The organism is Streptomyces sp. NPDC017979, from assembly GCF_044328175.1.
In the GTDB taxonomy this organism is placed as follows: domain Bacteria; phylum Actinomycetota; class Actinomycetes; order Streptomycetales; family Streptomycetaceae; genus Streptomyces.
The window spans coordinates 267,397-289,846 of the sequence record NZ_JBIRGU010000006.1; the positions used below are offsets into that span (position 1 = coordinate 267,397).

The following is a 22,450-nucleotide window of genomic DNA, read 5'->3' on the forward strand; positions in this document are numbered from 1 at the left end:
CCGATCCGGCCCCGGGCGCGGCCCCTGCGCCGCCCGGTCCTGAACCCGACCCACCGGGAAACCTGAACGGCTGCGCCGGCGCCCCCTGCCCACCAACCGCCGACCCACCGCCACCGCCCCCGACCGCACTCCCCACCGACGCGGTGCCCCCGGTGCCCTTCCCTTCACCACGCTCTTCCACGGCCCCCTCGGCAGCCCCGCCCGCCGGCGCGCCGTTCTCCTTGACGGCGCTGGTCTTCTTCGTCGACTCCGACTCGAACTCCAACTGATCCACCAACGGAACGGTCACCAAGACCAGCCCCGCCACGGCCACAGCCGCCCCGAGCGCGCTCCACACCCGCTTCCCGGGCAGCATCCCGCGCCGCGCACCGGACGGATTCTTCGCGAACGTCGACGAGAACTCGTTCCGTAGCCCCGTATCCTCAGCCGGTGCTCCCGGCTCGGACGATTCAGACGGACGGTTCTTGGGCGCGGGCGGCACATCATCTCCCGTGGGTGCGACGGCAATCAGTACGAATCAACGACGACGAGGCGGCCCCCGACCCGTCCCAGCTCCCTCGCCCCGGTGAGACCTCACCGAACGGGACCGGACCGGCCGATGACACCGGCTCACATCCGGTCCCTAGGATGCGATTTCGCCCCACGAGGATCCGCTTAGCACCCCAGGAGCACGATCCGTGACCCGCCCGTGACCCCAGCGTCCACGCAAGCCAGCGATCAGCGCCCCGGCCACCGCACCACCTGACTGTCGTGGCAGCTCGCGGGCAACCCGGCGGAAGGCAGCCCCGCCCGACAGGCCGAAGCCCGACGGCTGGTTTCCCCGTAGCGCTGCCATAGCCCTGGCAGTGGACATGAGGTCGCAGGCCCCCGAAGTCCTTCTGGGACCTGCGACCTCGATCGATCGGCAACGAAAGTAGAGGACTCCCGTGGAGACTGTCGGCAGTGCCCTCGCCCTGATCGTGTGTGCAGGGATCATCGGGGCGCTCCTCCTCTGCGTCGCTCTGGTCTTCGTGCTCCCCAGATGGCGACGAAGGACCGAGGCGGAGATACGCCGCAAGGAAGAACTGAGCGAGTGACCGATCGACGACGAACCGAGGGACCAACAGGCCCTCGCCAGGTAAGGCCGCAGGTCAGGAGTGCTTCTCCGCCGGCTCAAGGATCGCCACGCACTCCACGTGGTGCGTCATCGGGATCACGTCGACCTGGGTGCGACGGAAGGAAAGTGCAGGTCAGAGGCGAAGGCGTCTCCGGATGTTTCGGAGTGGGTGGACGGCGGCGTGTGGAGGGCATCGAGCACGGATGTGGCGCGCTGCCCTGTGGCAGGTGTCGTGTTGCGACCTTGGAAATGCGGCCGGGGCCTTCCGCTGGTGGAAGGCCCCGGCCTGGGTGAACGCGTGGTGGTGCTCAGTTGTGTTGTTCGAGGAAGGCGACTTTGTTGAAGCGCCAGTTGCCGGGTGGTGCGGACCAGCTTCCGGCGGGGTCGTTCAGCTTGCCGTCCGGTTTGGTGGCCCAGGTGAACATGCGGACGGAGCCGTCGCCGTACCCGTACATGGCGCCGAGGTCGTCGCGTCCGTCGCCGGTGTAGTCGCCCGTGACGATCTGCATGAGGGGGCGGTCCATGGAGCCGGCGGCGGTGGTCCACGCCTCGTAGGGTGGGTTCATGCCGGCATTGCCGTTCTTGTCGTTGTTGCCGGTGAACACGTGGACGGTGTCGCGTCCGTCGGCGTAGTCGAACCAGGTGGCGAGGTCGTCGCGTCCGTCGCCGTTGAAGTCGCCGGCGTGGACGGTGGTGCGGTTCCAGTCGCCCCAGGTGGTGGAGGACCACACGGCCGTGGCGGCAAAGGCGCCGGTTGCCTTGGAGGTGAAGGTCCAGATCTTCTCGGTGTTGTTCGGATACCCGTAGAAGGCGGCGAGGTCGTCGCGTCCGTCGCCGTTGAAGTCTCCGGTGACGGTCTTGGCGAGGTTCTGGGTCCAGGTGTCGTTGGCGGACCAGGAGAGGGACGGTTGGTTGAAGCCGCCCTTCACCGTGGAGGTGAAGGTCCAGATGGCGTCCCGGGTGTCGGCGTAGTCGTACCAGACCGCGATGTCGTCCCGTCCGTCGCCGTTGAAGTCGCCGCTGTAAGGCGTCATCCGACCGAACGTCCAGTTGCCCGGTGTAGTACTCCAGGACTTGAAGGGCGCGTTGAACGTGCCGTCCCCCTTCCCGGTCCACGTCCACAGCGCGACGGAACGGTCCGCGTAGCCGTAGACGGTCGCGGCGTCACCGATGCCATCACCGTTGAAGTCACCCGTGACACGCTTCATGTCCTGAGCCTGGAAATTGCCGGGCGGCGCGGACCAGGCGGTCTGAGGGGTGCGGAAACTGCCGTCAGAGTTGGCAGTGAAGCTCAGCAACGCGTCGCTACCGTCCGTGTAGTCGTACCAGGTAGCCATGTCACTGCGCCCGTCACGGTTGTGGTCGTGGCGGAGCGCGGTGCCGCTGGACCACAGCGCGTGGCCCATTGCGTTGTGGACCACGAGGTTGCCGCGGTCCTGGAGAATTGCGTGGCCTGCCGTCGTGTCCGGTGCGTCGGTACCGGTGTGCCAGAGTCTCACACCGCTTGGCGAGTTGATGGCGATATGGCCGTCCGAGCGGACCAGGGCGGTGGCGCCGTTGTTGCCGTGGGTTCCGCTGGACCACAGGGCCTTGCCTGCGTTGGAGGTGAGGACCAGGTTGCCGCCCGCCTCCATGGTGAGTGTGGCTGAGGTGGACTTCACTGACTCGCCGCTGGTGAGCGTGGTGCCGGCGGGGAGATGGCGACCTCCGTTGATTCCGTCGATGAGGAAGGCGGTGCCGAGTCCGGTGTAGTTGTTTCCGGTCTTCAGGCCGGGGAAGCCGACGAGGGTGTTGTCGGCCTTGCGGGCCCAGACGTCGGCGATGCCGTCGCCGTCGTTGTTGCCGTCGCCGTTGCCGTCGCCGTCGAGGTCCCCGGAGGAGCCGATGGAGGGGAAGGACTGTTGCGGCAGGAGCCGGGAGGCGATCTTCACTCGGGTGGCGGCGGATCCCCAGGTCGCCAGGTCGAGACCTCCGTCGGGACCTTTCTTGCCGTAGGAGCGGAATATGTCACCGCTGCTGTTGTGGCGTAGCAGCAGGTCCGGGAACCCGTCGGAGTTCAGGTCTCCTGGTACGACGAGTGAGTACTGATCCCAGTCGGTCTCCCCGACGAGGACGGGGCTGGAACCATCGATGCTTGATCCCCCTTGGAAGGCTTCGTTCCGGTAGAACCAGAGACGCTTGCCCTGTTTCACGAGGAGGTCGTCATTGGTGTCGGCGTTGAGGTCGCTGGTGTCGATCTCTTCGGCGTTGTACCAGTGATCGTCACCCGTCCAGCCCGGCTCTCCCGTGCATTCGATCGCAGGGTCGGGAACGGGACATGCCACGGTCAACTGATGTGGATCACTGCCTGCGATGACGCCTTTGCCGCTGCTTTTGTAGACCCTCAACTGGTTGCGGTTGTCGGTGGCCTTGTATTCAAGGGAGACCAGGTCGTTGTGGCCGTCGTGGCCCAGCCAGTCACCGCTGAAGGCGACTTGTTGTCCGGGGAAGGTGCCACCTCCGTGGGTGGCGGAGGAGAACTCCCGTTGCCCTTGACCTGCGTAGGTGAGCAGGGTGCCGTTGACGTCGGTGCTCCAGATGTCCTTGAACCCGTCGCCGTTGAGGTCGCCTGGTTTGTCCTTGTCCTGTGCGCGGTTGGCGTAATAGAGATATGTCGCGGTGTCGGAGCGGTTGCCGGCCCGGTCGGTGCTGTAGGCGTGGATCAGGTGGGGGCCGTAGGACGGTGGTGTGACGAAGGCCGAGGGAGCGTCCGCGGGGGTCTCGCGTACCTGGGGGTCGCCACTGGTCCACCAGTGATAGGCGACGACGTCGTTGACACCGTTGCTGGCGAAGTTGAACTCTGCCTGCTTTCGGGCCGGCCCCGTGTTCTCTGACCATCCCTTGGTGCCGTCCGGGTAGACATTGCCCCTGGACGTGATGATCGGGGGACTGCCGGGCCGCGACCGGTCGATCTCGAAGGAGCAGACGGGACTCCACTCGGAGTAGGCTCCGTCCGCGTCCTTGGCCCGGACCCTCCAGGTGTATTTACCGCTGGGAGTTTCCAGGATGGTTAGAGGGAGGGTTGCGACGCGCCCGCGGAGAGCAGGTATGGGTCTACTGATGACCTGTCGGGGCTCTGCTCGGGTGACCTCGAATTCCGCGGTCAGGTTGCCGGCGTCCGGGTCGTCGATCGTCGCGTAGACGCTGACGGCCGTGTTGCCGATCAGTCCGCCTTGCTTGCAGTCGGTGCGAGGGTTGGTGCCGAGTCCCCCGGGAGTCTTCGGCCGGTTGTTGTACTTGATCTCCATCGTGGCGGACTTGGGGTCGAACCGTTTCCACCCGTACGTGTTGCTCTCCTGGCCCACAGGCACGTAGAGACCGAGGGTGACGTGCTTGAGGTTCTTCGCGGCGGTGGCTCGGACGAGGGCGGTGGCGTCGAACTCCAGATTTCCCGCGGGACAGGACGGCCCCCAGCCCTTGGACTCGTGCACTGTCGCCTGAGGGCTGTTTCCAACCTTGCTGGGCTGTTTCTCCCAGGTCGTCTTCTTGGAGATTCCGCTGACCTGCCACATTTCGATGGTCTGGTCCCTGCAGGACCACGACCAAGTGTTGCGGATCCGGAACGTCGCCGACTTGATCTGCGTCAACCGGACCTTTCTGATGTCCATGTGGAAGAACGAGCGGGATATACGGTCCGCGCCGCCGCTCTGGGCCTCGAACCCGACGCGGACGTCCTCCTTTGCGTTCCAGTACGAGGTGTCCTTGAACCGCTTGTACACGCGGGTCCAGTGCCGTCGGTCTCCCCAGGCAGTGCTCGGATCGATGTAGACGGGGTAGGTCGTGTCCGGGCCCTTCAGCAGGGCTTGGTCCGGGACCAAAGTGAGGCTGTCCCCACTGACTGCGGTGCCCATCTCCGCGTCCTTCGCTCCCGCACCGGGCTGAAACGGATCGCCGGGCCCCGGCTGCGGTACCACGGCTGAGGAGTGGTTGCCGGTCAGTGGCGCCGGCCCGACGACGGTACTGGAGTCCCACATCAATGGAGTGGGGGAGGTGAAGACGGTCTGCCCGGCCGGGTCCGTGGCCTCCAGGGTGCCGGTTTCCGGATCACGGGTGACCGTCACGCCGACGGTGTCCATGGTGAAGCGGAGTTGGGCGAGCTCAGGGTTAGCGGCGGCCTGGGCACTCTTGACGACCAAGAGCTGGGCGAAGCCCTCGACCTCTGCCTTGAGCTGAAGGTCCACACCGGGGAGGATCTCGGGATAGGTGGCGATGTTGCCCGCCAAGATGGGGCGGGGCAGGGGCTTTGGCCAGCTCAGCGAGAGGGTCCGGCCGTGCCTGACCCCGCTGAGCATCGGCCCGGTGCCGCCTCCGGAGAACTTCACCGACACCAAGGAAGCCTTCGGCACGACCGAACCGTCCGCGGCGAACTGCAGGGTGGGGTCGGTCGGGACCCAAGCACCGTCACGCCACAGTCGTACAGCGGTGCCATGGTGCTTCAACGAGAACGACCCGTCCGGCTGCGCCCAGGTGTCACTCGCCTCAGTTCTCGCGGAGACCAGCTCCACCGGCTTGCCCGTTGTGCGGGCATCCTCAAGCGCCTTGTCCTCCTCGCTCATTGAGCCGCTTGCGACCGGGTCCGGTGTCACGGCTGTCGTCGCGACGGCCTTGGACGCCCTCTCCGGCACCCGTGCGGAGACCGGTGTGGCGACGATGACTCCCGACGCCAACAGGCCCGTGGTCAACAGGCCACACAGCCAGATTGTTCTTCCCCTGCGTGGAGAGCCTCTGTCTCCCCGTGATGAAAGCATGATCCCGTACCCCTATTCTCCAGGTCTTGAATCCTGGCCAGCTCCGTGAACGTCAAATTCGGCGCGATCCAGTTGAAACGAGTCCGATGATGGCCGGTTTGCTCGTGTGAGAGACACTTTCGCGCCGTCGGCGAGCAATCTGCCGCTTCTGCGCAACAGTTTGCAAGAGGTTTGGTTTCTCGGGCGTGTGCGTCCGGCGGTCGTACTTTGACGTCGAGTGTTCCGTCAAGGGCTAATTTCAGAAGGCTCCGAAAGAATCACGCGGTAATCAATCCCGGGGTATACCGAAGCGAGAATTCCGCTGTTAGCCTCTGCGCGATCTTCAGCATCCGGATCCTGGGGGGTGGCCGTGAAGCGATTTGGTGTGCGTGGATGGGTGGGGGCACTGGGCTTGGCGCTCGTTGTCGGGTTGCTGCCCGCAGCTCAAGTAACGAATGCTCAGGACGCGGTCGCCAGCGACAGGGGTCCCGATCTGCCAAAGCTGAAACAGCCACCAGCCGTGCCTGTCACCAAGGTGAAACCTGGGGGCACCAAGAGACCTGCCGACGCTGCTGCGGGCAAGTGGCGTGCCCCGAAGGTGAGCTGGCCCACTCCTGGCCAGGCAACCGTCTCAGCCACGGAGGCCGACGGCGATACATCACTCCGGAAGGCTTCGGGCCTTCCTGTCTCCTTGGGCACTGCTCCCGGGACGCGGCGTGGCGCGCCCAAGCCTCCGGGGCAGGTCAAGGTTGTCGTCGCGGATCGGAAGACCGCTCGTGCGGCCGGTCTGGACGGCATCCTCGTCACCCTGAGCCGCGCCGGGGCACAGGAAGTCGGTCAGGTACGGATCCGGGTGGACTACAACGCCTTCCGTGGTGCCTACGGAGGTGACTGGGCGGCCCGACTCCGTCTCGTCCAGCTTCCGGCCTGCGCCGCCACAACCCCCGACGCCTCCGCCTGCCGTGGCCTCACTCCACTGGAGACCGCCAACGACCCGGTGGCCGGTACGCTCACCGCCACTGTGACCCTGCCTGGGGGAACCGCACGAGGTGTGTCCGCGTCAGATGGCTTGACCGTCCTCGGTGTCACCGCGGGGGACTCCGGTCCGACCGGTACGTACAAGGCGACGTCCTTGCAGGCGTCGGGTGCGTGGAACGTCGGTGGGCCGACCGGGGCGTTCAGTTGGAACTATCCCATCGCCGCCCCCGGAGTGCCCGGCGGACTCCAGCCGAGCGTCGCCCTCGGCTATAGCTCCCAGGCGGTCGACGGCAAGACCGGCGCGTCAAACAGTCAGTCGAGTTGGATCGGCGACGGCTGGAACTACGAACCCGGCTTCATCGAACGCCGCTACAAGGCGTGCAACAACGACAAGACGGGTGCCACGAACACCACCAAGGTCGGCGACCTGTGTTGGTACAACGACAACGCAACACTCTCCCTCGGAGGCAAGAGCACCGAGTTGGTGTATGACACCACCAAGGGCTGGCATCCCGCGAGCGACTCGGGGGAGAAGATCGAGAAGTTGACCGACACGGTCAACGGAGACAACAACAACGAGTACTGGAAGGTCACCACCAACAACGGCACCCAGTACTTCTTCGGCCGTCACCAGCTTCCGGGCTGGAGAGACAACGGAGACGCTGCCGACGACCCTGTCACCAACTCGACCTGGACCGTGCCCGTCTTCGGCAACCACGCCGGCGAGCCCTGCTACAACGCCTCGTTCGCGAAGGCGTCGTGCCAGCAGGCATGGCGCTGGCAACTGGACTACGTCGTCGACCCGCGTGGGAACGCGATGGCCTACTACTGGAGCAAGGAGACCAACAACTACGGGCTCAACGTCTCCGAAACAACGGGCAAGGCTACCGTCACCCAGTACACCAGCAGCGGATACCTGAGCCGCATCGAGTACGGGTTGCGCTCAAGCTCGATCTTCTCAAAGAAGGCGATGGCTCAGATCGAGTTCACCGCCGAGAAGCGATGCCTCACAAACTGCAACGTGTTCGATGAGGCCAACGCGAAGAACTGGCCGGACGTCCCCTTCGACCAATACTGCAAAGACGGTTCGACCGAATGCAAGTACCAGTATTCGCCGTCCTTCTGGTCCCGTATGCGCCTCAAGGGCATCATGACGAAGGTACTGACGGGCGGCGCCTACAAGAACGTCGACTCCTGGAAACTCGAACAGAACTTCCCGCCCGCCGGAGACGGGATCTCCACTCCGATGTGGCTTTCGTCCATCACCCGCACCGGATGGTCGGGCGGCATGGCCGAGCTCACACCCGTGCGTTTCGAAGGGGTCCAGAAGGACAACCGCGTCGACAGACAAGGTGACGGACTCGCCCCCTTCGTACGACTGCGGATGTCGCAAATCGTCACCGAGACCGGCGGCGTCATCGGAATCGACTACCTGGATCCCGGCTGCACCGTCGCTAGCCTGCCACCGGCCGATGGGACGAACACCACCCGCTGCTATCCGGTGAAGTGGGCCTTCGAAGGCGACACGGCGAAACTCGACTGGTTCCACTCCTACCCCGTGCGTCGCGTCATCGAGGGTGACAACCTCGCCGCCACACCGGACACCGTCACCGAGTACACGTATGTCGGCGACGCTGCTTGGAGCAAGAGCACGGACGAGTTCACCAAGCCCGAGGACCGAACCCACTCCATCGCCCGCGGCTACCACCTGGTCCAGACCCGAAAAGGTACGGGCTCCGACGCGCGAACCCTCTCCGAAGCACGCTACTTCCGTGGAATAGACGGCGCAGAGGTCAAGAACTCCGCCGGCGCGGCCGTCACCGACCGAGAACAGTTCGCCGGTATGCCACGGGAGCAAACCACCTACAACGGAGACGGTGGCCCCCTGGTCTCGGCCACCTCCCACACTCCGTGGCGCTCGGCCGCCTCCGCCACCCGCGCTCGGACCGGACTGCCGAACCTCGAGGCGTACTACACCGGCAACCAGGCGGAAGAGACCCGCACCACCACCAGCGGTGGCACCCGCACCACCAAGGTCACCAGGGCCTTCGACGCCTACGGAATGGTCACCCAGGTCTCCGGCCACGGCGACACCGCCAAAGCGGGCGACGAAAGCTGCACCACCACCGACTACGCCCGCAACACCAACCCCGACGTGTGGATCCTCAACACCGTCTCCCGGGTCGAAACGGTGGCCGTCACCTGCGACACCACCCCGGTGCGCCCCCGGGACGTCACCGACGACGTCCGCACCTCCTACGACGGCGGCGCCCTGGGGGCCGCACCCACCAAGGGCCTGGTGACGGCAACCGACCGGATCCGGGGCAGCGGCACCGGATACGACCCCACCATGACGGTGCCCCGCACCTGCGGGACCGCGGCCAACCAGATCTGCTTCGACGACTACGGCCGCGCCCTCAAGGTCACCGACGCCTACGGCAAGGAGACCAGCACCACCTACACTCCCGCCGCGGGCGAGGCACCCACACTCACCGTCTCCACCAACCCCCTTGGCCACAGCACGGAAACCGTCACCGATCCGTTGCGCGGTCAACCGACCAAGGTCACCGACGCCAACAAGAAGGTCACCACCACTACGTACGACGCCCTCGGCCGCATCACCAACGTCTGGACCCCCACCCGCTCCGCCACGACCTACCCCAACGCCGCGAATTACGTCTTCGAGTACGCCGTGCGCAACACCGGCCCCACCGTCGTCACCACCAAGGTGCTGGACCACAACTCCGACTACCAGACCAGCTACGCCTTCTACGACGGACTGCTGCGCCAGGTCCAGACGCAGGACATCTCACCGAGCCGTGTCGGCCGGCTGATGTCGGAGACCTTCTTCAACTCGCGGGGCGAGTCATGGCTGTCGTCCGGCACTTACTATGCCACCGGAAGTCCCGAACCGGTGTTGGCGACCGGGAACCAGACCGCCTATCCGGCTGCGACCGAGACCCGTTACGACGGCGCCGGTAGGCCCGTGACCGTGATCGCCAAGAAGTACGGCGACGAGACCAAGCGCACCACCACTGCCTACACGGGTGACACCACCACCGTGACTCCGCCGCAGGGCGGTACCACCACGACCACGGTCGTCGACGCCCTCGGCCGTACCACCGAGGTCCAGGAGCACACCGGCCCCCCGCCGTCTCCGCGACAGTCGGTGAAGTACGGCTACGACAAACACGGCCGCCAAGACCAGATGGTCGACCAGTCCGGCGTGACTTGGACCTACGGCTACGACACCCGAGGTCGCAAGGTCAGCGTCGACGACCCCGACAAGGGCAAGAGCACCACGACGTACGACCAGGGTGACCGGGCCGTGTCGGTCACCGACGCGCGGGGCGTCACCTTGGCCACCGCCTATGACGCGATCGGTCGGAAGACCGCCCTGAAGAAGGGCGCCACGACCCTTTCGGCATGGACGTACGACACCGTCGCCAAGGGGCAGCCGACCGCGTCCACCCGGTACGTCGACGGCAAGGCGTACGTCAGCGAGGTCACCGCCTACAGCGCCCTCTACAAGCCGTCCGCCACCAAGGTGACCATCCCCGGCGAGAACGGCGAACCAGCCGACACCTACACCTGGTTCCAGTCGTTCTCGCCCAACACCCACCTGCCCACGTTCACCCGCCATCCAGCTGTCAGCGACCTGCCGGCGGAGACCGTCGCCACCGCCTACAACGCCAGCGGTCTCGTGTCCACGGTCCACGCGGGCGGGGCCCCACTGATCGCAAGCACCACCTACGACCACTACGGTCGAGCCAGCCGCCTCACTTACGGGGAATTCAGCCGCCAACTCTTCATCACCAACGAGTTCGACGAGCACACCGGCAACCTCACCAAGACCTACACCGACCGCGACGCCGCACCCCAACGAGTCGAAGACACCCAGTACACCTACGACCCCGCGGGCAACGTCAAGCAGATCGCCAGTGCCTATGGTCAAGGAGCCACCCGGACGACCGACACCCAGTGCTTCACTGTCGACGCTCTCCGCCGCATCACCGAAGCGTGGACCAACTCCGGCAGTGCCTGCGCGTCCGAGCCCTCGAACACCGTGGTCGGAGGCGAAGACCCCTACTGGACCAGCTACACCTACGACGCGGTCGGCAACCGTAAGACGGAGACCCAGCACAAGACGAGCGGCGGTCCCACGAACGACGTCGTGCGCACCTACGCCGCCCCCGACGCGGGCAAGCACAACCTCCCCAGGGTCACCCACAGTGCTACCGGCCCCGATGCGCGTGATGAGAACTACACCTACGACGTCGCCGGCAACATGGTCACCCGCAAGACCGGGGCAGCCGAGGCGCAGAGCCTGATCTGGGACGACGAGGGGCACCTGAAGAGCGTCACCCAGGGCGGCAAGACCTCCAGCTACGCGTACGACACTGAAGGTGCCCGCTTCATCCGCAAGGACTCCACCGGCACCACGCTCTATCTGCCGGGCGGAACCGAACTGCACACCGACAACGCCGGTCTCCGCAAGGGCACCCGCTACTACGACGTCGGCGGCAAGAACGTCGCCATGCGCACCGGCGGACAACTCACCTTCGTGCTCACCGACCGCCACAACACCGCCTCCACCCAGATCACCGCAGACGCCACCCAGAACGTCACACGCCGCAAGACCACCATCTTCGGCGCACCACGCGGCACCCAGCCCGCCAACTGGCTCGGCGACAAGGGCTTCGTCGGCGGCACCATCGACGCCGACACCGGCCTCACCCACCTCGGTGCCCGAGAGTACGACCCACTCGTCGGCCGCTTCATCAGCGTCGACCCGCTCCTGCAGACCAACGTCCCGCAGACTCTAAACGGCTACACCTACGGAGCGCAGAACCCACTCATCAACCCCGACCCCAGCGGACTCGGCGTCCCGGAGTGCCACACCGGAGTCATCACCGGTTGCTCAAACGGTGTGCCGGACGACCACTACGTGTACCACCCGGACCGAGAGAACGCGAACGCGTGCGTACGGTCCTGCTATGTCGACGCCGTCAACTCGTACGTCCCACCGAAGAAGCAGGAGAAGAAGAAAAAGAAGAACTGGTTGGGCCGTTTCGCCGACACTGCCAAGCAGCAGGTCCAGAACCACATCATCTCCCCGGTACAGCAACTCGGCGGCATATACTCCGACGGCTTCAACTGCATCACCATGGACGGCACATGCGGTGACTTCGTCGATGGGCTAGTGGAAGTCCAACCCATCATGAGCGCCGTCACCGTGGTCACCGGACTGGGCGCGGGAGCCAAGGAGATCTACGGAGACTTCCGCGCCGGACGCAGCGCCGAAGGCTCCGCCAAACTCGTGGTCGCCGCCGTCGCCGCGATCGTCTCCAAGAAGGTGGTTGCCAAACCGAAGGGCTCCAAGTGCAGTAGCTTCGTCGCCGGAACCCTCGTCCTGATGAGCGACGGCAAGACCAAACCCATCGAAGCCCTCGAAGCAGGCGACAGAGTCCTGGCAACGGACCCCGAGACCGGCAGGACCTTCGTCAAGGAGGTCACCGCCACCAGGTCCAGCGAGGGAATGAAGAACCTCGTCAAGATCACCACGGCGGCAGCGACCGACCAGTCGGAGAAGAAGCAGCAGTCCACCGTCACGGCCACCGGAACACATCCCTTCTGGGTACCGGACCTCGATCGATGGGTCGACGCCACCGAACTCCAGCCGGGCCAATGGCTCCGCACCAGCAGTGGCACGCACGTCCAGGTCACCGCGATCCAACGCTGGATCGAACCCGAACGCGTCCACAACCTCACTGTCGCCGACATCCACACGTACTATGTGCTGGCGGGAGTCACTCCGGTCCTGGTTCACAATTGCGGAGAAGGAACGGCGACGGTCTACTTGGACCCGGTGGAAAAGCACGCGACCGTGAAGGTTGAGACAGCGGATGAGGCGCTGCATACCGAACAAGTAGGCGTCCCCGGTACGGATGCAGTGCCCGCGATTCGCACGGAGCCGCACGCGCCCACTACGATCAGGGTGCGGATTCCATTGTCAAACCCGGGAGGCGCTCTAGCCTTCCAGGAAGTGACTTTGGGGAGGAATCTTGGGCGCTACAACGTCGACAGTCGAAGTTGCGTTACGTACTGTGCTGAAGTTCTACGCGCAGGAGGGGTCACAGATCTCCCGGATATGTCGTCATCCATTGAGCTGACGAAGTACTTGATCCGGCGACACAATGCCGGGTGACAGGGGAAGATGATGTCAGTACCTGAAGACTGGGCATGGCTGGAAGAGATGCCCGAGGGATGGCCAACCCCGGCGGAAATCATCGGTCCAACAGTAGTGCCAGCCACGAACCTGGTCCTTCTGATGTTGAGTAGCGAGATGCTCGGCAACGATCTGGTGGAACTAGTCGGTGAATTCATCGCCGAGGACGCCAGGTTCAACAGTTGGATTGGAGCGGAAGGAAAGCATGAGCTATCTATGCGTCAAGTAGCTGAATGTTCCGCACTGCTCCGGGAGTGTACAAAATCGATTTACGAGGCGTGGCACGACTTCTCTCTGGTGTACGAGAGGGCGCAGCGGGCAGCAGGTTCGGCTTTGCCTGAAAGGCGTGCACTGTTCGTCAATCTCAAATCTGCATCCGAGAAGTTGCGCAATGCGAGAATGAAGTGAGATTGCTCGCGTGATGCATCAAATCCGGCAGGTTTGCATGGCGGCTGATTCGGCCTAGCTCTAGCGTCATCCATTGGCGCTCCAACGGAATAGAGGGGCCTCGCCAGAGTCGATTCTGGCGAGGCCCCTCGGGCGTTTGACGGCAACGCTGACGGCAACGTCAGCGGACGACGGCTGCGGCGGGTGGGTCGCCAGGGTCGTCGTCGGTCGCATCGAGTGCGTTGCCGAGGGCGTTGATGGCTTGGCGTTGGAGGAGGCGTACGTGGGCGTAGACGCCGGCGGTGACGCCGATGTGGGCGTGACCCAACAACTCCTTGATCACGACGAGGTCGACGCCCTGTTCCAGAAGCAGGGTGGCGGTCGAGTGCCGTAGGTCGTGAAACCGGATGCGGCGGAGCCCGGCCCGGTTGAGGAGTCTGCTGTAGCTGCGGGTGAGGTTGGCGGGTTCGAGAGGGCTGCCGGTGGGGGTGGTGAACACGAGGCCGTTGTCCGACCAGTCCATTCCCGCGGCCCGACGTGCTTCCTCCTGTTGTTCCCGGTGAATCTTCAGCGAGTCGATGCATTCGGTGGGGAGGACGATGCGACGTTCGGATGCGCGGGTCTTGGTTTGCAGGACGGTCAGTCCGCCGGTGCGGGTGCGCTGGAGGAACGGTGGATGGCGGCGGTTCCCGTGTTGAGGTCGAGGTCGTCCCAGTGCAGCCCGAGAAGTTCGCCCTTACGGAGTCCGGTGTGGAAGGCGAGTTCGAACAGCGCGTGCAACCGGTGTCCGCGCGTGGCCGCAAGGAACTGGTGGGCTTCGTCGGCGGTGAGGGGTTCGAAGCGTCGGAGCCGTGGGGTGCCGGTGCTGACGTTGCGGGCGACGTCGCGTGGGATCTCTTCTTCGCGAACGGCGTGCTCTAGGGCGGACTTGAGCACGGAGTGGTTGTAGGTGAGAGTCAGCGGGGAGAGCAGCTTGTGACAGCACTGGCCGAAGGCGCAGCAGCAGGGCTGGTCGCGTCGGGCGTCGATGCCGCGCGTGCAGCACTGGCAGGTGGTGCGGACCTGGTCGAGCCAGGTACGGACGTCTTTGGCGGTGAGCTTGGTGAGCTTCTTCTGCCCAGGCCGGGGATGAGGAAGCGGTGGACGCAGGCGGTGTATCGGGTGTGGGTGTTCTCGCGGAGGTGGTGGACGGCGACGTTCTCCATCCAGTACGTCAGGTACGCGGCCACGCTGCCCTGCGCGGAGGGCACGGGAAGGCGGCGGTTGCTGGCGGCAATCTTCTCGGTGAGCTTGACCAGGGCTTCCTTGCGGGTGGTGCCGTAGACGCGGACGCGGCGACGGGTGTTGCCGGGTGCGAGGACGTAGCCGGCGGCTTCCCAGCGGCCGTCCTTGCGCTGGCCGCCCGCCGCGACGCCATACGCGCCGTCATGGAGCAACGCAAGCGCCTCAGCGGCAACTACACACCCGAAGGCAGGCCGCTAGTACTCCAGCCGTAGATCGTGATCTTCATGGCTGGTGGGCGGCCTGGCGCTGGTAGTGGCAGGTGCGGGCCCGGGCCTGATGGCGGCGTCGCCAGTCGGACCAGCGGAGCCGGTGTGCGGCTGTGTGGATGGGCTGGGTGACAAGTGTGGTGAACAGGTGCTGGATCTCGTTGCAGGTCAGTGGGATCAGGTCGTCGGTTGCCGGTGCGTGAGCGCGTTCATGGGCGGTGGCCGTGGCGAGGAAGGCGTGGGCGAGCATGGCGAGGGTGATCCAGCGGTGCCAGGATGTCCAGCGTCTGACCTGGTGTTCGTCCAGTCCGGCCAGGCCCTTGCCGGACTGCAAGGTCTCTTCGACGGTCCATCTGCGCCCGGCTACCTTCACGAGGGCGGCCAGCGGCACTCGGGTTGCCGAGTAGCAGCGGTAGAAGGCGAGTTCGCCGGTGCTGCGGTTGCGGCGGACGAGCAGATGCCGGTGGCCGGGCCCTTCGTCGGCAATGTCGGCCAGGGCCCAGTCGTAGTAGCGGTGTCCCTTGGCTCCGGTGCCGGCAGAGAGTTTCTGCCAGGCCCGTTTCGGGAGCCTCTTGACCAGGGCGTCGGCACGGATTTGCCCGCGTGGGTGGTGATCTGGTGGTCGCAGGCGAGGACGTAGCCGAGCTGCCGGTGCTCCAGCGCGGCCCGCAAATGCGGGTTGCTCCCGTAGACCTCGTCGCCGGCCACCCAGGACACGAGGACGCCGGCGTCCAGGGCTCGGCCGATCATGCGGGCGGCGAGTGCGGGCTTCGTGGCGAAGCGCACGGTATCGGGTATCCCGGCGGCCTGGCAGCGGGCCGCGTCCTGGGTCCAGGAGCGCGGGACATACAGTTCCCGGTCGATTGCCGCGTGGCCGCGCGGGGTGGAGTAGGCGAGGTAGACGGCGACCTGACTGTTCTCGACGCGTCCGGCGGTGCCGGTGTACTGGCGCTGAACCCCGACCGTGGCGGTGCCCTTCTTGAGATCGCCGGTCTCATCGACAACCAACACCGCGTCGTCGTCCTGCAGTTGCTCGACAACGAAGCCGCAGAGGTCGTCGCGGACTGCATCGGCATCCCACCTGGCCCTGGACAGCAGATGCTGCAAGCCGTCCGGGGGCACGTCCCCGGCGTACTCGGCGAGCGTCCAGCAGTTCTTGCGCGGCAGGTCCGACAACAGGCCAAGGACGAACTCCCGCGCCCGGCGCCGCGGTTCCACCCGCGCGAACCGCGGCGCGATGCGGCCCATCAAGGACTCGAACATGTCCTGCCAACGAGCAGGATCACACACTGATGATCACCGGTGGCCGTGCCGGCTCCCGGACCAACCCGCCAACACCATCACGGCCTGCGGGCGAAGTGAGGCCCGGCCCAACCAGTGGCGGCCACTACCTCCCGCGCGATGTCAACGACGAGCCGTCCGTCCGTCGCCACTCGCACGGTCTCTGCGGGGGCTCGCTGGTCCAGGAGCCGTGCCTTGCGGACACTTCCTTCCAGCTCCCGCTCTAGCTCTGAGCCGAGTTCTCGTCCCACCAGCCGCTCGCGGGCGGTGGCGTCGGAGGCGGTGAGCAGGACTCGTACGATCCTCGCTCCGGCCCCCATGGCACGCTCAAACATGCCCGTCGCCTCCGGCAGCACACTCATGGTGTTCGTATAGATCAGGCGTCGGTAGCCGCGCTGGGCGAAGTTCGCCCACACGGCAGTCAGATTCCTCTCGGTGATCTCCGCACGGTGAGGGTCTCCCTCTGGTGCCGGATGCACCTGCCCCATGAAGTCACCATCGATGATCGCGTGAGCGACCGCCTTGGAGCGCAGCAACGCCGAAACCTCCCACCCCACCGTCGTCTTGCCGACACCAGCTCGTCCTCCGATGAGCAGTACTTCTGCGTGATCCATGGAGGCAGCGTGCCAGCGGGCGACCACCTCACGCGATCCGATATCGATCCGGCCGCCCGACCCCAGCCCCGCCCACAAGATCACGATCTACGGCTGGAGTAAAAGCCCCTGCGGAGGCTGCCTTGCTGCCCGTGGGCCGTCTCGCATAGGGCCGTACGGGTGTTGCGTGACGCGACGCGCGGCCGATTCGCTCACGGCAGACAGGAAAGAGGCCCCGATGAGTGGCATTCGGCCTACGGGTATGTCAACGTACAACACCCCTCGACAACAGGTCGAAAGTCGTGAGGCTTGCCAAATTCCTTTTGGAAACCTATCCCCAGGCGATGGTACTCGCGCCCCTTTCAACGGAAGGGCGCGCCGAGCGGTGCCCGTGGGGCGAACTTATAGCCGACGATCACCGGTTCGCCAAACCGGTGATCGTCCGGACTCTTAAGAGAGTTCGTCCGGACCTGCTTGGCGGTGGAGCCGTGGCGAACGACAGGGCGGCACCGCATCGTGATCCGGGGTGCCGTGCTGACCGATGCGCAGCCCACTCCGTTCGCTGAAGGACCTTCCATGCCGCCCCGCTTGCTCTCCATCCCCGCGGTCGCCGCGACCCTGGATGTCGACCGACGCACCGTCTACCGCTTCATCGCCGCCGGTGAGCTGGACGTCGTCGACCTCCGCACAGGTCCGGGGCGATCCCGCGTACGCGTCTCCTCCGCCAGCCTCGACGCGTTCATCACCAGCCGGACGGCCCGGACCTCTCTGCCTGGCCGCTGACCCCAGGGCGCCTCGCCCCGACCCCAGAATCTGACAAGGAGTGGATTCCCTCGTACCTCCGCAAGTTGAAGTCCGGCAATTGGCAGTGCACGGTCCGGAACACCGCGGGTGACCGATTCAGTGAATCGTTTCCCCTGAAAGAGAAGGCCCGCGCCTGGGGCCTTGAAATGGAAACCAAGCTCCGGCGCGGGGCGCTACGCGACCCTCGCGTCGGACGAATGAAGTTCGCCGAGTGGCACCAGAAGTGGTGGAACGCCCGAGTCGTCGAACCGCACACCCTGCGCGGCGACGCCTCCAGCATCAAGAACCACATCACGCCGCACTGGGCCGACTGGGAAATGCGGGCCATCGCCCGCATCGACGTCCAGGGCTGGATCCGCACCCTCGCCGAGAACGGCACAGGCGCCTCGGCGATACAGCGCTCCCACAACCTCATGTCCTCGATCATGCGCGCGGCCGTCGACGACGACATCATCGCGGTCAGCCCCTGCCGCAGCATCGACCTGCCCACCATCGCCACCAAACCCCCGCAGTGGTTCACCCTCGACCAGGCCCAGAGCGTCCTGGACGAACTCCCCGCCGCATGGCGCACCATGTGCCTGCTCGGCTTCTACACCGGCCTTCGCTGGGGCGAACTCACCGGACTCCACCACCACCGCATAGACCGCCGCCGCTCCCGCCTCTTCGTCGTCGAGGTCAACACCAAGAGCGGCATCAAGGAGTACCCCAAGACCTCCAAGAGCCGACGCGAAGTCCCCCTCCCACCCCACGTCCTGGACACCCTCGAACGACACATCCACCGCCTCGAACGCGACGCCGTGATCTTCACCACCATCACCAAAGGACGCGCCGGCCGACTCCTCGACGACGGCAACTGGCGAACCCAGACCTGGTGGCCCGCGGTCAACAACGCCCACCACTTCGACACCGACGGCGACCAACAACCCGTACCCCGCTACCCGCCCCACTCCATGCGCCACACCTGCGCCTCCTGGCTCGTCCCCAAAGGCGTCTCCCTCTACGAGGTCCAGCACCTCCTCGGCCATGAGAGCTTCCAGACGACCCAGCGCTACGCGCACCTCCAGCCCGACGCCCACAAGGCCGTTCTCGGAGCGTGGGAGCGGCTGGAAGCTCCCCTCACCCTCGCCGCCTAGAGCATGCGAACCGGCCCCTTCTTCCCACCCTGGCACGGGAATAAGGGGCCGGTTCGTTGTCCGCTCACTGATGCGGATGGTGCACGGAGAAGCTGTCTCCGAGCGTCATCAGCAACGCTCAGTAACGTATATCGGTAAAACCGCAGGTCAGGAGTGCTTTTCCGCCGGCTCCAGAATCGCCACGCACTCCACGTGGTGCGTCATCGGGAACAGGTCGAACGCCCGCAGCGTCCGCGTGCGGTAGCCCGCCTCCTGGAAGTACTTCAAGTCGCGGGCCAGCGCCGCCGGGTCGCAGGCCACGTAGGCGATGCGGCGGGCGGAGAGGGAGGCGAGGTGGCGGACGGTCTGCTTGCCCGCGCCGGCGCGTGGGGGGTCCAGGACGATCAGGTCGGTTTCGGTGATGCGGGAGCGGGTCAGGACCTGGTCGACCTTGCCGTGTTCGATGCGGACGCGCTCCAGGTCCTGGAGGTTGTGGCGGGCGTCCTCGACCGCGCGCTTGGCGGACTCGATGCCGAGCACCGCGCCCCGCTCGCCCACGCGTTCGGCGATCGCGCCGGCGAAGAGGCCGACGCCGCAGTACAGGTCGAGCGCCGTTTCGCCCTTGCGCGGCATCAGGCCCTGCATCACGGCCTTCACCAGGGTGTCCGCGGCCTCCGGGTGGACCTGCCAGAAGCCGCCGCCTCCGACGCGGTAGGTGCGGCCGTCCGCGCGTTCGCGGACGAAGGCGCGGCCGTGGACGCGGTGGACCGAGCCGTCGCGCTCGTCGACGCGCAGCACGGAGACCGGCTTGTCCAGCTCCACGAGGGGGAGCCGGCCGCCGGGGCGCGGGGTGAGGACCACCTGGCGGTCGTGCGAGCCGGTCGCCGCGATCGCCTCGACCGTCGCCAGCTGCGGCCATTCGCGCTTCTCGACGCCGAGCTCGCTGACGCCCGGCGCGGCGATCATGCAGTGGTCCACCCGCTCCACGTCGTGGGAGCGGTGCCGGCGCAGGCCCGCGTGGCCTTCGGCGTCGACGGCGTACTGCACCCGGGTGCGCCACGCGGGCACCTCGCCCGCCGGCAGCTTGTCGCCGGGTGCCGGGACGACGGTGCCGTCCCAGCCCGCCTCCTCGGGGGTCAGCCCCGCCAGCCGGTGCAGCTGCTCCGCGATCACCTCGCCCTTGAGGCGGCGCTGCGCGCCGGGCTTCACGTGCTGCCAGTCGCAGCCGCCGCACTTGCCGGGGCCGGAGAAGGGGCAAGGCGCCTCGATCCGGTCCTTGGCCGCCTCGACGATCCGTACGGCGTCCGCGCGCAGATAGCGGGAGTCCTCGTCGCCCTCGGTGACCTTGGCGATCACCTTCTCGCCGGGGAGGGTGTGGCGGACGAACAGGACCCGGCCCCCGTCGGTGCGGGCGATGCAGTGGCCGCCGTGGGCGACGGGTCCCACCTCGACCTCGTACTCCTCGCCGATCAGCGAGACGGGAGAGGCGTCGGACGCGTGCGGCATGACCAGTGGCTCCAGGGTGACGAGAGGGGGAAGGGGCGCAGCCCAACAGTCTACGCGCGACGCCGGCCCCTCACTCCCGGCCGCTGCGCTCCTGCGCCCGCTCGTCCACCGGGCCACGTCGTACCGCGCCCGGCGCGCTCCAGTTCTGCCGTCTGCGGGCGCGCTCCCGCGCCACCTCGGAGGACTCCAGTTGGTACGGGACCGAGGTCACCATCACCCCGGGGGTGAACAGCAGCCGTCCCTTGAGCCGCAGCGCGCTCTGGTTGTGCAGCAGGTGCTCGTACCAGTGGCCCACCACGTACTCGGGGATCACCACGCTCACCACGTCCCGCGGGCTCTCCCGGCGCAGCCCCTTCACGTACTCGACCACCGGGCGGGTGATCTCGCGGTACGGCGAGTCGAGGACCTTGAGCGGGATGTTGATGCCGCGGCGCTCCCACTCCTCGCGCAGCGCCCGGGTGTCCGGCGCGTCCACGTTGATGCTGACCGCCTCCAGCTTGTCGACCCGCATCAGCTTGGCGTACGCCAGGGCCCGCAGCGTGGGGCGGTGGACCTTGGAGACCAGCACGATCGCGTGCACCCGGGACGGCCGCACGCTGTCGTCGCTGGGTTCGTCCGCCGCGGCCAGTTCCCGCGACACCCGGTCGTAGTGGCGGCGGATCGCGCTCATGAGGGCGTAGAAGAACACCATGCCCAGCAGCGCCACCCAGGCCCCGTGGGTGAACTTGGTGGCCAGGACCACCACCAGCACCAGACCGGTGAAGAACGCGCCGAACGCGTTGATCGCCCGGGAGCGGATCATGTGGCGGCGCTTCGCCGGGTTCCGCTCGGTGCGCAGATGGCGGTTCCAGTGCCGGACCATGCCGGTCTGGCTGAGCGTGAAGGAGACGAACACGCCGACGATGTAGAGCTGGATGAGCTTCGTCGAGTCCGCCCCGTACACCCACACCAGCAGCGCGGCGGCGCCGGCGAGCAGCACGATGCCGTTGGAGAAGGCCAGCCGGTCGCCACGGGTGTGGAGCTGGCGCGGCAGATAGCGGTCCTGGGCGAGTATCGAGCCCAGCAGCGGGAATCCGTTGTACGCGGTGTTCGCGGCCAGGAACAGCACGAGCGCGGTCGCCGCGGCGAGCAGCACGAAGAAGAACGTGCCGTCGCCGAAGACCGCGGCGGCGACCTGCGAGATCACCGGGTTCTGGACGTAGTCGTCGCCGACCGGGACGCCGTTCCTGAGCAGGTCGTGCGCCGGGTTCTCGGACATCCGCACGTCGGACGCCATGGCCAGCCCGATGATTCCGCAGAACATCGTCACGGCCAGCACGCCCATCAGCGCAAGGGTCGTCGCGGCGTTCTTCGACTTCGGCTTGCGGAATGCCGGAACGCCATTGCTGATCGCCTCCACACCGGTCAGTGCGGCACAGCCGGAGGAGAAGGCCCGCAGCAGCAGAAAGACCATGGCGAATCCCGCGAGGCCGGCTTCCTCCGCCTTGATCTCAAGATCGGCGGTGGGCGCCTTCAAGGTGTCGTCGAGGACGACCCCGCGGTACGCGCCCCAAGCGATCATGAGGAACACGCCGGCGACGAAGACGTACGTCGGGATCGCGAAGAGCTTGCCCGATTCCCGTACGCCGCGCAGATTCATCAGCGTCAACAGGACGATGATCGCGATCGCGCACAGCACCTTGTTCTCGACGACGAAGGGGATCGCCGAGCCGAGGTTCTCCACCCCGGAGGAGATGGAGACCGCGACGGTCAGCACGTAGTCGACCAGCAGGGCGCTGGCGACCGTCAGACCCGCCTTGGGGCCCAGGTTGACGTTGGCGACCTCGTAGTCCCCGCCGCCGCTCGGGTACGCGTGCACGTTCTGTCGGTAGGAGGCGACCACCGTGAACATCAGCACCACGACCGCGAGCGCGATCCACGGGCTGAAGGCGTAGGCCGACACCCCCGCCACCGAGAGCACCAGCAGGACCTCGCCGGGCGCGTACGCGACCGAGGACAGCGGGTCGGAGGCGAAGACGGGCAGCGCGATGCGCTTGGGGAGGAGGGTTTCCCCGAGTCGGTCGCTGCGCAGGGCCCTGCCGATCAGGATGCGTTTGGGCAGGTCGGTCAGTTTGGACACGCTGAGGATCGTAAGCGTTCGATATGACCCCGGCCCACCCGCCGCCCGGGCCAGTAGCGGAATGTCCAACTCCGGCGGTGTCGTCGGGT

11 protein-coding genes and 1 pseudogene are annotated in these 22,450 nt (G+C 66.4%); 5 read left to right on the plus strand and 7 right to left on the minus strand.

Going from position 1 to position 22,450, the window contains the following annotated elements:
• The first annotated feature begins 926 nt into the window (after nt 1-926).
• Nucleotides 927-1,076, plus strand: a complete 150-nt coding sequence (locus ACH4E8_RS19155) for a hypothetical protein (protein WP_398449638.1) — start codon at nt 927-929, stop codon at nt 1,074-1,076.
• 328 nt (nt 1,077-1,404) lie between these two features.
• Here ACH4E8_RS19155 and ACH4E8_RS19160 read toward each other — a convergent pair whose 3' ends face one another.
• Entirely contained in the window at nt 1,405-5,481 is a 4,077-nt protein-coding gene (locus tag ACH4E8_RS19160) for an FG-GAP-like repeat-containing protein (RefSeq protein ID WP_398449639.1), read from the minus strand.
• Nucleotides 5,482-6,553: 1,072 nt separating this feature from the next.
• Here ACH4E8_RS19160 and ACH4E8_RS19165 point away from each other — a divergent pair.
• Together ACH4E8_RS19165 and ACH4E8_RS19170 are read left to right on the plus strand one after the other, a co-directional pair.
• Complete coding sequence (locus ACH4E8_RS19165; RefSeq protein WP_398449641.1) at nt 6,554-13,048, plus strand: polymorphic toxin-type HINT domain-containing protein; 6,495 nt, start codon at nt 6,554-6,556, stop codon at nt 13,046-13,048.
• Nucleotides 13,049-13,060: 12 nt separating this feature from the next.
• Complete coding sequence (locus ACH4E8_RS19170; protein ID WP_398449643.1) at nt 13,061-13,477, plus strand: hypothetical protein; 417 nt, start codon at nt 13,061-13,063, stop codon at nt 13,475-13,477.
• A 160-nt stretch (nt 13,478-13,637) separates the two neighbouring features.
• On the opposite strand, the pseudogene ACH4E8_RS19175 reads toward ACH4E8_RS19170, so the two are convergent.
• The 4 genes and pseudogenes from ACH4E8_RS19175 to ACH4E8_RS19190 all read right to left on the minus strand — a co-directional run bounded on the left by ACH4E8_RS19175 (nt 13,638) and on the right by ACH4E8_RS19190 (nt 16,841).
• Nucleotides 13,638-14,892: pseudogene (locus ACH4E8_RS19175) on the minus strand (tyrosine-type recombinase/integrase).
• A 70-nt stretch (nt 14,893-14,962) separates the two neighbouring features.
• Nucleotides 14,963-15,280, minus strand: coding sequence for a hypothetical protein (locus tag ACH4E8_RS19180; RefSeq protein ID WP_398449645.1), 318 nt, complete (start codon nt 15,278-15,280; stop codon nt 14,963-14,965).
• Between the two features lie 35 nt (nt 15,281-15,315).
• Complete coding sequence (locus ACH4E8_RS19185; RefSeq protein ID WP_398449647.1) at nt 15,316-16,209, minus strand: IS701 family transposase; 894 nt, start codon at nt 16,207-16,209, stop codon at nt 15,316-15,318.
• Nucleotides 16,210-16,286: 77 nt separating this feature from the next.
• Nucleotides 16,287-16,841 (minus strand): AAA family ATPase, encoded by a 555-nt coding sequence (locus tag ACH4E8_RS19190; RefSeq protein WP_398449649.1) that lies wholly within the window; start codon nt 16,839-16,841, stop codon nt 16,287-16,289.
• Between the two features lie 555 nt (nt 16,842-17,396).
• Between ACH4E8_RS19190 and ACH4E8_RS19195 the strand changes: the two genes are divergently transcribed.
• Nucleotides 17,397-17,603, plus strand: a complete 207-nt coding sequence (locus tag ACH4E8_RS19195; protein WP_398449651.1) for a helix-turn-helix domain-containing protein — start codon at nt 17,397-17,399, stop codon at nt 17,601-17,603.
• 218 nt (nt 17,604-17,821) lie between these two features.
• Nucleotides 17,822-18,757, plus strand: a complete 936-nt coding sequence (locus tag ACH4E8_RS19200) for a tyrosine-type recombinase/integrase (protein ID WP_398449653.1) — start codon at nt 17,822-17,824, stop codon at nt 18,755-18,757.
• A gap of 147 nt (nt 18,758-18,904) precedes the next feature.
• On the opposite strand, the gene ACH4E8_RS19205 is transcribed toward ACH4E8_RS19200, so the two are convergent.
• Together ACH4E8_RS19205 and ACH4E8_RS19210 are read right to left on the minus strand one after the other, a co-directional pair.
• Nucleotides 18,905-20,242, minus strand: a complete 1,338-nt coding sequence (locus tag ACH4E8_RS19205) for a class I SAM-dependent RNA methyltransferase (RefSeq protein WP_398449655.1) — start codon at nt 20,240-20,242, stop codon at nt 18,905-18,907.
• A gap of 70 nt (nt 20,243-20,312) precedes the next feature.
• Nucleotides 20,313-22,361 (minus strand): APC family permease, encoded by a 2,049-nt coding sequence (locus ACH4E8_RS19210; protein ID WP_398449657.1) that lies wholly within the window; start codon nt 22,359-22,361, stop codon nt 20,313-20,315.
• Nucleotides 22,362-22,450 lie beyond the last annotated feature (89 nt).

Coding starts and splice junctions, on each gene's coding strand:
- ACH4E8_RS19205 (WP_398449655.1), bottom strand. CDS start 20,242: ATGCCGCACGCGTCCGACGCCTCTCCCGTCTCGCTGATCGGCGAGGAG.
- ACH4E8_RS19200 (WP_398449653.1), top strand. CDS start 17,822: ATGAAGTTCGCCGAGTGGCACCAGAAGTGGTGGAACGCCCGAGTCGTC.
- ACH4E8_RS19195 (WP_398449651.1), top strand. CDS start 17,397: ATGCCGCCCCGCTTGCTCTCCATCCCCGCGGTCGCCGCGACCCTGGAT.
- ACH4E8_RS19190 (WP_398449649.1), bottom strand. CDS start 16,841: ATGGATCACGCAGAAGTACTGCTCATCGGAGGACGAGCTGGTGTCGGC.
- ACH4E8_RS19185 (WP_398449647.1), bottom strand. CDS start 16,209: ATGTTCGAGTCCTTGATGGGCCGCATCGCGCCGCGGTTCGCGCGGGTG.
- ACH4E8_RS19170 (WP_398449643.1), top strand. CDS start 13,061: ATGTCAGTACCTGAAGACTGGGCATGGCTGGAAGAGATGCCCGAGGGA.